Source organism: Aeromonas sp. R10-1, from assembly GCF_040908465.1.
Classification (GTDB): Bacteria; Pseudomonadota; Gammaproteobacteria; order Enterobacterales; family Aeromonadaceae; genus Aeromonas; species Aeromonas caviae.
The window spans coordinates 22,363-34,782 of sequence record NZ_JBFODT010000034.1; the positions used below are offsets into that span (position 1 = coordinate 22,363).

13 protein-coding genes are annotated in these 12,420 nt (G+C 60.7%); 1 reads left to right on the forward strand and 12 read right to left on the reverse strand.

Going from position 1 to position 12,420, the window contains the following annotated elements:
• Positions 1 to 3: 3 nt before the first annotated feature.
• From flgK to AB5Y93_RS16710, 12 genes are all read right to left on the reverse strand, one after another.
• Positions 4 to 2,001, reverse strand: a complete 1,998-nt coding sequence (gene flgK, locus AB5Y93_RS16655) for a flagellar hook-associated protein FlgK (RefSeq protein ID WP_042017550.1) — start codon at positions 1,999 to 2,001, stop codon at positions 4 to 6.
• Between the two features lie 3 nt (positions 2,002 to 2,004).
• Positions 2,005 to 3,105 (reverse strand): flagellar assembly peptidoglycan hydrolase FlgJ, encoded by a 1,101-nt coding sequence (gene flgJ, locus AB5Y93_RS16660; RefSeq protein WP_069652528.1) that lies wholly within the window; start codon positions 3,103 to 3,105, stop codon positions 2,005 to 2,007.
• Between the two features lie 46 nt (positions 3,106 to 3,151).
• Entirely contained in the window at positions 3,152 to 4,249 is a 1,098-nt protein-coding gene (locus AB5Y93_RS16665) for a flagellar basal body P-ring protein FlgI (protein ID WP_279473715.1), read from the reverse strand.
• A gap of 60 nt (positions 4,250 to 4,309) precedes the next feature.
• Complete coding sequence (gene flgH / locus AB5Y93_RS16670) at positions 4,310 to 4,981, reverse strand: flagellar basal body L-ring protein FlgH (RefSeq protein ID WP_010675289.1); 672 nt, start codon at positions 4,979 to 4,981, stop codon at positions 4,310 to 4,312.
• 16 nt (positions 4,982 to 4,997) lie between these two features.
• The gene (flgG, locus tag AB5Y93_RS16675; protein ID WP_010675290.1) at positions 4,998 to 5,786 is read right to left on the reverse strand and encodes a flagellar basal-body rod protein FlgG; all 789 of its coding nucleotides are present in this window, start codon (positions 5,784 to 5,786) and stop codon (positions 4,998 to 5,000) included.
• A gap of 14 nt (positions 5,787 to 5,800) precedes the next feature.
• Positions 5,801 to 6,547, reverse strand: coding sequence for a flagellar basal-body rod protein FlgF (flgF, locus tag AB5Y93_RS16680; protein ID WP_368229886.1), 747 nt, complete (start codon positions 6,545 to 6,547; stop codon positions 5,801 to 5,803).
• Positions 6,548 to 6,693: 146 nt separating this feature from the next.
• Positions 6,694 to 8,040 carry a flagellar hook protein FlgE gene (gene flgE / locus AB5Y93_RS16685; protein ID WP_039040233.1) on the reverse strand — a complete coding sequence of 449 codons (1,347 nt, stop codon included), beginning with the start codon at positions 8,038 to 8,040 and terminating at the stop codon, positions 6,694 to 6,696.
• Positions 8,041 to 8,050: 10 nt separating this feature from the next.
• Complete coding sequence (locus AB5Y93_RS16690; RefSeq protein ID WP_010675293.1) at positions 8,051 to 8,788, reverse strand: flagellar hook assembly protein FlgD; 738 nt, start codon at positions 8,786 to 8,788, stop codon at positions 8,051 to 8,053.
• 90 nt (positions 8,789 to 8,878) lie between these two features.
• Positions 8,879 to 9,298, reverse strand: coding sequence for a flagellar basal body rod protein FlgC (gene flgC / locus AB5Y93_RS16695; RefSeq protein ID WP_005329775.1), 420 nt, complete (start codon positions 9,296 to 9,298; stop codon positions 8,879 to 8,881).
• Positions 9,295 to 9,696, reverse strand: a complete 402-nt coding sequence (flgB, locus tag AB5Y93_RS16700; RefSeq protein WP_368229887.1) for a flagellar basal body rod protein FlgB — start codon at positions 9,694 to 9,696, stop codon at positions 9,295 to 9,297. The genes flgC and flgB overlap by 4 nt, the downstream gene beginning before the upstream one ends.
• Before the next feature lie 61 nt (positions 9,697 to 9,757).
• Positions 9,758 to 10,582, reverse strand: coding sequence for a protein-glutamate O-methyltransferase CheR (locus AB5Y93_RS16705; RefSeq protein WP_010675295.1), 825 nt, complete (start codon positions 10,580 to 10,582; stop codon positions 9,758 to 9,760).
• A 17-nt stretch (positions 10,583 to 10,599) separates the two neighbouring features.
• Positions 10,600 to 11,511, reverse strand: coding sequence for a chemotaxis protein CheV (locus tag AB5Y93_RS16710; RefSeq protein ID WP_010675296.1), 912 nt, complete (start codon positions 11,509 to 11,511; stop codon positions 10,600 to 10,602).
• A 237-nt stretch (positions 11,512 to 11,748) separates the two neighbouring features.
• On the opposite strand from AB5Y93_RS16710, the gene flgA reads away from it, so the two are divergent.
• A complete protein-coding gene (gene flgA, locus AB5Y93_RS16715; protein ID WP_045524230.1) occupies positions 11,749 to 12,354 on the forward strand; it encodes a flagellar basal body P-ring formation chaperone FlgA in 606 nt (201 codons plus the stop codon).
• Positions 12,355 to 12,420: the final 66 nt, after the last annotated feature.

A 12,420-nucleotide genomic window follows, 5' to 3' on the forward strand; every position in this document is an offset into this window, starting at 1 on the left:
GACTTACCTCACGGAGGAGAGCAGGGTGTCGAAGATGGTCTTGGCGGTATTCACTATCTGGGCCGAGGCCGCATAGGACTGCTGGAAGCGGATGAGGTTGGCCGCCTCCTCCTCCAGGTTGACGCCGGAGACACTCTCGAAGATGGCGGTACTCTGGGTCAGCTTCGCCTCGTTGGCCTGCAGCAGGGTCTTGGCCTGACTGGTCTTGTTGCCAATGCCGCTCACCAGACCCGAGTAGGCATCGTTGAAGGTCATCTTGTCGTTGCTGGTGGCGGCGTTGTTGTTCTTGCGCACCAGCTCCTTGTTCTGCAGCTCCGCCAGCGCCAGGCCGTTAGCGTTGTCCGCAAAGCCATCCTTGTTGTAGCTGAGCGTGAAGCTGTCGTTGGCCTCCACCTTGCCGGTGATGCTGAACTCATAGCCCGGGCTCTGGGTCGGATCGGCGTAGACCTTGGGCCCCCCCAGGGGGCTCTCGAGGGCGGCCATCAGGTTCTTCCCCTTGCTGGAGGCGGGGGCCACACCGAGCAGGTTGTTGTTCTTGTCATAGACCTCGTAGTTGCCGCTGCCGTCGATCTTGATGACCTGGGGGGCACTCGGGTCCAGAGTGTTGGTGCCAAAACCCGAGCCCGTGCCGGTGTTGTAGACACCGCCCAGCGTTATCTCGCCCGAGCCCAGGTTCTGGGATCCCTTGTCCGCCTTCAGGGGGGATGCCAGCGCGATATCCTCGGGACGGGTGATCGCCTGCTCCAGGTTGGCAGCCGCATTCCGGGTGGGTTGCAACAAGATCTTGTCACCCGCGACCGGAGTGCCGGAGAGATCGATTTCGATGCCGTGCCCCGCCACCTCGAAGGTGGCTGGCGGCGTGGTCCCCGTGGCGAGCGAGGTACGCTGCCCGCTGCCGTCGATGGCGAACACCTCGTAACCGGTGGCGCTGTTGAACCGCACCTCGTAATCGAAGGTGGTGACCTCGCTCCCCTTGCCGGGGACGAAGTTGACGCTGGCCGCCCCGTTACCCTGGTTGCTGGCGTAGGGCAGCCCCTGGCTTCCCTTGAGAGTGAAGAGATCCCCCCCAAGCTCGTTGTCGAGATCCATCCCCAGCCGGTTCTGCTGGTTCATGGCATCCCCCAGGGCGACGGCCAGCTGCCCCAGCTCCCGCTTGGCGGGCTCCAGATCACGGCGCGCGGTGAAGAGGCCACCGATGGCACCGCCAATATCCTGGTCGTTGATGCTGGCCTGGTTCTTGCCCAGGGTCAGCTGCAGGGAAGGCTCACGGGAATCCGGGTCCCCCGGCACCACCTTGAACTGGGCCACGCCGCCATCGAGCACCAGGGAGTGCCCTGTGCTCATGTTGACCAGCATGCTGCCATTGGGCTGGGTCACGGTGCGGATCTCCATCTTCTCGGAGAGCTGGCGAATGGCCTCATCCCGCTGATCGAACAGCATCAGGTTCTCTTCAGGGGAGCCCTGGGTGCGGACAATGGCCTGGTTCAGATCGTTGATGCTGTTCAGCAGGCTGTTCACCCTGTCCGTCTCGTCCCCAATGGTGGCGTTGATGGTATCGGACTGCTTGTCGAGCTGGGCGGAGAGGGTATGGAATCTGTCCACCATGCCGCTCAGTTCACTCAGGGTCGTCTTGCGCCCCCCGATCTCGGACGGTGACTCGTTGGCGGTGTGGAAAGCCTTGAAATAGGAGGTGATGGTGGTCCCCACGCTGTTGCTGGCATCACCGAGCAGGCTGTCGAGCCGGAACAGTTGATCGTAGCGGGTGTTGGCCGCCTGATAGGCGGACGTATCCCGGCGCACCTCGGCCTGGGCATAGGCGTTGATGATGCGCTCGCTCACCATGTCGCCCGTCCCCAATCCGACGGAATTGGTGTAGATCAGGGTGCGTTCACGTACATAGCCCTGGCTATTGACGTTCACTATGTTGTTGCTGGTGGTCTGCAGCAGTCGCTGCTGGGCCAACACACCCGAGGTCCCAATTCCAAGCAGATCGCTTGCCATAGCTTACAGCTCCATCTCTGTGTTCCTGTCTGCAATGTTGCCGGGCGTCGAGTAACCGGCGATGGCATCACTGCGCAACACTTGTTTAAGTTTCCTGGCGTACTGGGGATCGGTGGCATAACCGGCCTGCTGCAACGCCTCGAAGTAACGATCCGGGCTGTCCACCTTGGCCAGCGCCCCCTTGTAGCGACTCCCCGAGGTCAGGAAATCCACATAGTCGTTGAAGCTCTCTTCGAACGACTCGTAGGAGCGAAACGCCGCCTTCTGGCGCGAGGCCACCCCTTGCTCGTATTCCAGGGTGCTCACCACCGCCTTGGGGCCTTCCCAACGCGGATCGGCCTTGATGCCGAACAGGTTGTGCGTCACGTTTCCGTCTGCATCCTTGATCACCCGCTTGCCCCAGCCACTCTCAAGGGCGGCCTGGGCCACCAGCACCGCCGGGCTCAACCCCAGCTTGTCCGCCGCCTTCTTGGCCAGCGGCATCAGCCTGTCGACGAACTCTTCCGGGCTGTCAAACACTTTGGCGCTGCCATCCAGGGCCGAAGGCCTCTGGCTGCTGCCCATGGGCGGCACGGTGCGGTGGGGGCGTCTTGGCATGGCCAGCGTACGCTCGGCCCCATTCAGCTCACCCTTCATTTCGTTATCAGCAAAATCTTTGCCAACTTTGGAGGCAGCAATCAGATCGTTGGAGGCACTGGGGGGTTGATAGGGCTTGTAGACCCGCTCGGTACGCTGGGGCAGCTTGAGTACCCGGCCATCCTGATGGGTGAAGGTCTGCTCGGGTGAGAGCTGCCTGGCCACCATCTCGGCAATGCCCAGCCCCCCCTTGCTCGACATGTCGGCAACCCGCTGCTCGTCCAGCATCCCTTCATAGAACTGGGTGTAGCTGCTGTTCATCGGGTTGCCCTCGGTGAGCACCGAGTTGGCCTGGCGCATCCCCTTGAACAGGGTCTGGGTGAAGATGGATTCGAACTGGCGGGCGGCCGCCATCAGGGCCCCTTGCTTCCCCTCCTTGCTCAGGCTCATCTGGCGCAGTTTGTCCAGGTTCTGGACGTCCTGCACCATGCCAATATTGATACCGCTCTGGGTGTCGAACTCTGCCATAACCTACCTCTTTGCCGCCCGTGGCAACCGCTTGCCGCTCACGAAATTACAGAATGACCAGTTGGCCCTGGATCGCGCCCGCCTGCTGCAGCGCCTCCAGGATCGCCATCAGATCCCCGGGGGCGACCCCCACCTGGTTCACCGCCCGCACCAGGTCGTCCAGGGTCGCGCCGGTATCGAGCTTGAACATCCGACCGGGATCCTGCTGCACGTTGATGGTGGAGTTGTTGGTGACCGCCGTCTGCCCGCCGGCCAGCGGATTGGGTTGGGAGACCTGCTGGTTCTCGGCGATGGTGACCGTCAGCCCACCGTGGCTGATGGCCGCCGGGCGCAGCTTGACCTCGCTCCCGATGACGATGGTCCCGGTGCGCGAATTCACGATGATCTTGGCGGACTCGCTCGCCGGGTCCACTTCCAGGTTCTCGATGGTGGAGAGGTAGGAGACCCGCTGGGCCGGATCCCGCGGTGCGAATACCTTGATGGAGGTGGCGTCCATCGCCTGGGCGGTGTTCGGACCCACCAGATCGTTGACCACGTCCGCCAGACGGCGGGCGGTGGTGAAGTCCGGCCGGTTCAGATTGAAGGTGATGGTGTCGCCCTGGCTGAAGGAGTTGGGAACCTCCCGCTCCACGGTCGCCCCATTGGCGATGCGCCCCACTGTGGGCGTGTTCACCACCACCTTGGAGCCGTCAGCCCCTTCGGCCCCGAGGCCACCGACCACCAGGCTGCCCTGGGCCACCGCATAGACGCGGCCATCCAGTCCTTTCAGGAAGGTCTGGAGCAGGGTGCCGCCACGCAGGCTCTTCGCCTCGCCGATGGCGGAGACGGTGACGTCTATGGTCTGACCCGGCTTGGAGAAGGGGGGCAGATCCGCGTGGATGGCCACCGGTGCCACGTCCTTGATCTTGGGCTTGATGTTGTCAGGCACCTTGATGCCGAAGTTGTTGAGCATGGTCCTGAAGGTCTGCTCGGTGAAGGCGTTGTTCTTCTCCCCCGTGCCGGGCAGGCCAACCACCAGACCGTAACCGATCAGCTGGTTGCTGCGCACCCCTTCCACCGAGGCGAGGTCCTTGATGCGGGATGCGTGCGCCAGCCCGAAGGGCAGCAGGCAGCACAGCAGGGCAAACAGACGGAATCGGTTCATGACATCTCCTAACAAAACCTTCCTGATCCAGGGCCAGTGAACGCCCCGGACTTTTGAGTCTTAAATGGGCCACCAGGGGCCGTTGAAGAAGCTGGTGAGCCAGCCCTGTTCCTGGGTGTTCGCCAGATCCCCGGTACCGCCGTAATAGATACGCGCATTGGCCACCCGCTGGGAGGAGACGCTGTTTTCCGAGCTCACGTCCTCCGGGCGCACCAGACCGGTGATGCGGATGTATTCGTTGCCATTGTTGAGCATGATCCACTTCTCGCCGCGCACCAGCAGGTTCCCGTTTGGCAGTACCTTGACCACGCTGACCGAGATGTTGCCCTGCAGGCTGTTGCTCTGATCCGCCTTGGCCTGCCCCTTGAAGGCACTGTTCTGGCCGATGGAGGCCGACAGATCGTAGGGCCCAGCCGTGACCGGCACGCCACCCAGGGTGACGGGGTCGAGCGCCAGCTTGTTGTCCTTGCCGCTCTGGGTATTGGCCTTTTTCGACGCCGAGGTCGACTCCGCCAACTGGATGGTGATGATGTCACCCACCCGGTGCGCCTTGATGTCCGAGTAGATGCCGTTGACCTGCTCGGGCTGGAAGATGGCGCCGGTCGGGCGCACCGACACCGGCTCCGACTCCCCGTAGACGGGGGCGAAATCCGGGTCATCCGGTTTGGCGGTATTGGGGGTACTGGTGCAACCCGCCAGCGTCAGCAGTCCCAGCATCCATATGGCTTTCATCATGACACTCCTTTCATCAGGTCCGCTGGGTCAGGAAGGACATCATGGAGTCGACGGCGGAGATGACCTTGGAGTTCATCTCGTAGACCCGCTGAGCCTGGATGAGATTCACCAGCTCCTCGGTCACGTTGACGTTGGAGGTCTCCAGCATCCCCTGCTTGATCACCCCCAGCCCGTCCGCACCGGCTGTCCCCTGAATGGGGGCGCCGCTGGACTGGGTCTCGAGGAAGAGGTTCTCCCCCATGGGCTGCAGGCCGGTGGGGTTGACGAAGTCCGTGGTGTTGATCTGGCCCACCACCTGAGACTGGCCATCCCCCTTGAGCTGGACGGAGACCTGGCCATCCTCCCCCACGGTGACGCTCTGGGCGTTCTCGGGGATCTGGATCTCCGGTTGCAGCGGGTAACCGTTGCCCGGGGTGACGATGGTCCCCTCGTCGTTCAGGGTGAACTGGCCGTTGCGGGTATAGGCGGCGCTGCCATCGGGCAGCTGGATTTCGAAGTAGCCGCGGCCGCTGATCATCAGGTCAAGGGAGTTGTCCGTGGTCTGGACGTTGCCCTGACTGTGGTTTTTCTGGGTGGCGACCACCTTGGCCCCCGCCCCCAGCATCAGGCCGGAAGGGAGCTCGGTATCCGCCGAGGAGCGACCGCCAGGCTGGTTGATGTTCTGATAAAGCAGATCCTCGAAGATGGCCCGCGCCTTCTTGTAGCCCACGGTGCTGGCGTTCGCCAGGTTGTTCGAGGTGACCGAGATGTTGGTCTGCTGGGCATCGAGGCCGGTCTTGCTGATCCAGAGTGCAGGATTCATGGGGTGCTCCTTGATTAGCTGATACGCAGCAGCTGGGTTTGTGCCTCGTCGTTCTCCTCGGCGGTCTTCATGATCTTGACCTGAGTTTCAAACTGACGTTGCAAGCGAATAAGGTTGGTCATCTCGTCGACCACGTTGACGTTGCTCCCCTCAAGGGAGCCGGCGATCAGGCCCACATCCGCAGACGCGGCCTCATTCTGGCCATCCTTGCGGCGAAACAGGCCGTCCTGGCCTTTCTCCACCGCATCTGCCGCCGGGTTGACCAGCTTGATACGCTGGAAATCTTCCGGCAGGTTGGCGGCTGCCCCCTCGGGACGGCCGCTGATGGTACCGTCACGATTGATCTCAATTTTCTCCATGGGCAGGGGCAGCACGATGGGCTGGCCGGCATCATCCACCACGTTCAGACCGGTGGAAGTCTGCAGATTGCCGGTGGCATTGAGCTGCAGGTTGCCCATGCGGGTATAGGCTTCCGCGCCGTTGGGATCCTGCACTGCAATCCAGCCCGCCCCATCGACGGCAACGTCAAGATCCCGACCCGTGGTCATCAGCATGCCGTGCTGCAGGTTCTGGCCCGGCCGCTCGGTCATGGCGAACACCCGCGTGGGCAGCCCTTCGCCAAACGCCTGCATGCTGCGCGCCTGCTCGAAGTCAGACTTGAAGCCAATGGTGTTGGCGTTGGCAAGGTTGTTGCCACGAACAGCCAGGCTGTTCATGTTCTCCTTGGCCCCGGACATGGCGATGTAAAGCAGGTGATCCATGGGATCCTCCGTCAAACAGATGACTCTCACAGCTCAACTGCAAGTTGAATGCCAAGAGAGATGACGAAGACGGAATGAAAGGAGGAAATGAGGCGGGACGGAAATGACAAGGGGCGCCGAAGCGCCCCTGCCAACTACCCGTCGTCTTAGCGGATCTGCAGTATGTTCTGCTGCAGGGAGCTGTTCACTTCCAGGGAACGGGAGTTGGCCTGGAAGTTGCGCTGGGCAGTGATGAGGTCGACCAGCTCGGTGGTGAGATCCACGTTGGACTGCTCCAGTGCCGACGACTTGATGGAGCCGAACGTGCCGGAGTTCGGGGTGCCGGGCAAGGCATCGCCAGAGAGCAGGGACTGGCGCCAGGAGGTGTCGCCGACCTGGGTGAGACCCTGGGCATTGGCAAACTTCGCCATGGCCACCATGGCCACCTTGACGGTGGTGGCGTTGCTGTAAGTGGCGGAGACTATGCCATCCGCCCCGATCTCCACCTTGGTCAGGCGGCCGACGGTGGAGCCGTCCTGGGTCAGCTTGCTCACTTCAAAGGGGGAGGCGTACTGGGTCACGGTACCAAGCTTGAACTCAATCTCCTGGGTGCCATCGGCGCCATTGGTGATGATACCAGCCCCTGTCGCCCCCAGGGGTTCCGTCTTGATGACCGCCGGGGTGGTGGGTGTGACCATCTTGCCGGAGGCATCGAAGGTCACCCGGGCGCTCAGGGGGGCCTGGCTCAGACCGGTCGCCATGGTGGTGGCCGTACCGCCTACGATGTCGATGGGCTTGTCCCCTTCATAGAGGTACATGCGCCAGGCAGTCGGCACCGCAGCTTGGGTAGGATCGGCCGGATCCGCTTCCTTGGTGAAGTACTGGGTGATGGTGTGTGGCTCGCCCAGGGAGTCATAGACCACCACGGAGGTGGAGGAGGAGTAGGTGGTCGAGTCAGTGGGATCGAATTTGGAGGCATTGACATCCATCAGCGTTTTCGTGCTGGAAGGCAGGTTGAAACCAGCCTCGACCGTCGTGGTCTGCACCGGCTCACCGGCCTTGTCCGGGATCTGGATGGGCTTGGTGGCGTTGATGCTCACCGCCTTGGGGGTGCCATCAGAGTTGATCTCGTACCCTTGCAGATAACCGCCGGAGTTGCTGACCATGTAACTGCTTTCATTGAGCTTGAAGGCGCCCGCACGGGTGTAGGTGCGATCCAGGTTGGTCAGGCCGTCCGAGGTCACGAAGAAGCCGTTGCCCTGGATGGCGAGATCCAGCGCGTTGTTGGTGAATTGCAGCGCGCCCTGGTGGAACTGCTGGGCCACAGCGCCAGTCGCCACCCCGTTGCCGACCTGGGTCTTGGCGTTGACGAAGATGGAGTTGGCGTAGACGTCGGCGAACTCGGCGCGGGACTCCTTGAAGCCGGTTGTATTGACGTTGGCAATGTTGTTCGCGGTGACGTTCAGGTCTTTTTGAGCCGCATTGATGCCGCTGAGGGCATTGTTGAATGACATGTCTTTCTCCTTAGATCACTGCGTTAGAGGACGAAGCCGACTGGGTGGTGGTCTTGCCGGTCGTCGCGCCAATTTCCAATACATCGGTCAGGTAGATGCCGCCCAGTCCCTTGAGTTTAAGGGTGCTGGGGTTGGTGCTCGTTCCCAGGGTGACGCTCTCCACCTTGGCGTAAGTCAGGGCGGGGACGCTCTCCGACTTGCCGTCGACGGTGGCATGCGCCTCTATCGAATACTTGCCGCTCTTGGCCTGGTTGCCGGACTTGTCCTTGCCATCCCATTCGAAGGCCACGTTCCCCTTGTGGCTCCCTTCAATGGCGAACTCCCTGATGACCTGGCCGCTCTCGTCCTTCACCGTCACCTTGATGTTGCTGCCGCCATCGCCGGTGGCGATGACCCCCGTGAGGGTGCCTCCCTTCTCCACGTAACCCGTGTTGGACGGGATCAGCACGTTCTGTCCCACCAGCGCGGAGGCCTGCAGCGCCTGGCTGGAAGTCATCAGGCTGTTGAGGCTCTCCATCTGGGTGGAGAGGCTGCTGATCCCCTGAGACGTCGACATCGAGGTCATCTGGGAAAGCATCTGGGCGTTGTCCACCGGTTTGAACGGATCCTGATAGGAGAGCTGCATGGTCAGCAGCTTCAGGAAGGACTCCTGATCCAGCTCCTTTTTCTGGGTACTGGTGTTGACCGTACTGGTCTGGGCCGACGTCGTCCGGTTGACGCCCAGCAGGCTGTCATAGGTATCTGCCACTTATGCTCCCCCCTCTAGGGCGTGCCCACTGGGCCGATTGTTGCCGCCTGGCAGGCGATCACGGGTCACTCTCATCCGGGTTCACCTCTGTCAGGACTTGCCCAGACCCAGGGTCTGCTGCAACATTTTCTTGGCCGCATCGGCCACCTGGACGTTGGTCTGGTAGCTGCGCGACGCCGCTATCATGTCCGCCATCTCTTCCACCATGTTGACGTTGGGCTTGAAGATGAAGCCATCCTTGTCCGCCATGGGGTGATTCGGGTTGTACTCCTTGAGCAGGGGCGCATCACTCTCGACGATGCCCTTCACATCCACCCCGACCGAGGCCTGCTTGTCGGACATGGCCTGATCCAGCTGGGCGGCAAAGACTGGCCGCCTGGCGTGGTAAGTTTTTTCCACGCTGGAGCTGACACTGTCAGCGTTGGCCATGTTGCTCGCCACCGTGTTGAGGCGAACGGACTGCGCGCTCATGGCAGAGCCTGCAATGTCAAAGACCTTGAACAAACTCATCCTTGCTCTCCTTTCAGTGCCTTGAGCAGGCCGCTTATCTTGCTGTTCATGAATTCAAGGGAGGCCTGGTATTCGAGGCTGTTGCGTAGGAACTCGCTGCGCTCCTGCTGCACGTCCACCGTGTTGCCGTCACCGGTATCCGGTTGCAGGGGATTGCGGTACTGGGTCGTGCCCGGGGTATCCATCTGCAAGGCGAAGTGCTTCTCGTTGGTGGTGCTGAGCCCGAACCCTTGCTGGCCCTGGGCATCCTGCAACGCCTGTGAGAAGTCGATGTCACGGGCCTTGAAGCCCGGCGTGTCCGCATTGGCGATGTTGCTGGACAACACCTCGGCACGCTTGGCGCGCACGCTCAGCGTGTACTGATGAACACCGAATGCCTTGTCGAATGAAATTGCCATAGCACACCTCCTGCTTCATGAATATTTAGCAAGAGGTGTGCCAAGAGGGTATTGAGCGGGGTTATTTGACCTTGTAGACGATGCCGGGGTTGCAGCGGATCATCTCGAACTTGTCGGTGAGGCCGGCCAGAGACTCGGAGGCCCCCAGCATCAGGTAGCCGCCAGGATTGAGGCTGCTGGCGAACTGGTTGAGGATCTTGGATTTCACTTCGGGCGCAAAGTAGATGAGCACGTTGCGGCAGAAGATGATGTCAAACTTGCCGAGCAGGCTGTAGCTCTCCAGCAGGTTGAGGGGACGGAAGCTGGTCAATTTTCTGACACGCTCCACCACCCGCATCTTGTTGTCGCCACAGGGTTCGAAAAAGAGTCGCTTGCGCTCGGGGGAGAGCCCGCGAGCCAGCGCCAGGCTGTCGTAGACCCCCTCCTTGCACTGGTTGAGCATGGTGCTGGAGATATCGGTCCCCACTATCTGCACCCCGCCCGGCAAGGTACCCGGCCGCTTGACTTGCTGCTCCAGCGCCGTCATGGCGATGGAGTAGGGTTCCTGCCCGGATGAAGAGGCGGCAGACCATATTTTGATTGGGCGACCGCTCTTGCCAAGCTCCGGGAAAATCTTGTCGCTCAGCAGCTGGAACGGATAGGTATCGCGAAACCACAGGGTCTCGTTGGTGGTCATGGCATCGACCACCGCCATCTTGAGCTCCCGCTCGCGCACGCTCATCGCCCGGGTGACCAGATCAGACAGACTCTCGATACCAAACTGAGTCATCAAGGGCGACAGGCGGCTCTTGACCAGATACTGTTTGTTGTCACCCAGCACTATGCCGCTCTGTTGCGCCAGAAAATTGCTGAATTGCCTGTATAAGTCGTCCGAAAGTGTCTTCATGCAGTTGTTCTTCTTGATTAGAGAGCGCCTTGTACGGCCTTGGCCAATTCATCCGGCTGGAATTTGGCAATGAAATTGTTCGCTCCGACTTTCTGCACCATGGCCTGATTGAACACCCCACTGAGGGAAGTGTGCAGGATAACATGCAAATCCTTGAGGTTGGGATTGTTGCGGATCTCGGCGGTGAAGGTATAACCGTCCATCTCCGGCATCTCGATGTCCGAAATGACCAGGGCTATCTGATCCTTGATGGGACCGTTCTTGGACATCTCCAGCAACATGTTGAGCGCTTCCCGTCCATCCTTGGCCAGCACGCACTGCACCCCGATTGCCTCCAGTGCCCGTTGAACCTGCTTGCGCGCCACCGAAGAGTCGTCCGCAACCAGCACGGGACGCCCGTGAGGATTGCGCTCCACGCTTGCTTCCACCAGTTCGGTGGACACCTCGGTGGAGACCGGCGAGATCTCGTTGAGAATGCGCTCCACGTCCAGGATCTCCACCAGCTCACCATCTACCTCGGTCACCGCCGTCATGTAGTTGATGCGACCTGCCCCTTTGGGTGGCGGCAGGATGGACTCCCAGTTCATGTTGATGATGCGTTCGACCGAGTGGACCAGGAACCCCTGAATGGAGCGGTTGTACTCGGAGATGATGATGAAGCACTTGGAGAGGTCCTGGATGGGGCGCTTGCCCATCGCCATGCTGAGATCGATCACCGAGATGGTCTGGCCACGGATATGTGCCACGCCGCGAATGCAGGAGTTGAGCTTGGGCATGACGGTCAGAGGGGGACACTGCAGCACCTCGCGTACCTTGAATACGTTGATGCCAAATCTTTGACGTCCATTGAGACGAAACAACAGCAGCTCCAGCCTGTTTTGTCCCACTAGCTGGGTTCGCTGGTTGACCGAGTCCAGAATACTCGCCATAAACACTCCCTAAAAATGCTTGGCACTGATCGTGCATGTCATTATGCATGCACATTGGCTTGCATCAGATCATCGTTGTTTCAACAATCGAATAATTCTGGAGCAAGCATAGTTAACTACGGTGGTATACGTGAATAACTTATCGACCGGTAAGCAAAAATGATTAGTAGACTTTTCCTTATCTTACTGCCGTTTTGCAGTCTGTCTCACGCCATGGCGTCCGAGGTCACCGACTATCTGCAAGAACAGGCACAGGCGTTCGTGCTCGACCAGCTCGATATTCCCCTCGATGCACAGGCCGACGTCAAGGCCGGTACCATTGACGAGCGCCTCCCCCTCACGCGCTGCGAAGATGCCCTCACCATTTCCCTCCCCGCCAGGATGGAGATCCGTCGCAACACCACCGTCTACCTCAAGTGCGAGGGAGAGAAATCCTGGGATCTCTATCTACCGGTCCGGGTCAGTATCCAGAAACCCTATGTCACCGTCACCGTCCCGGTTGCCAAGGGGGACATTCTGAGTGAACCCATGCTGACCCTGGCATACCAGGACCAGACCCTGATCCGTGGCGACTACCTTACCGACCCGACCGCCCTCATCGGGGTACGCAGCAAGCGTGAGCTCAAACCGGGCCAGCCAATCAGGCTCACCCAGGTATGCGTGGTCTGCAAGGGGGACCAGGTCACCCTGAGCGCCGAAAACAGCAGCATGCAGATCAAAACCATGGCCCGCGCCTTGCAAGATGGCAGCTTCGGAGACATGATCCGGCTTGTCAACACGCGCTCGGGCAGAACGGTGCAAGGCCAGGTCAGTGCAGTGGGCTCCGTGGTCGTGACATTCTGACACAGGAATGCACTGCGCAATTTTTTTCTAAAGTTCTGACCGCCGTCACCGATACACAGGTAAGCG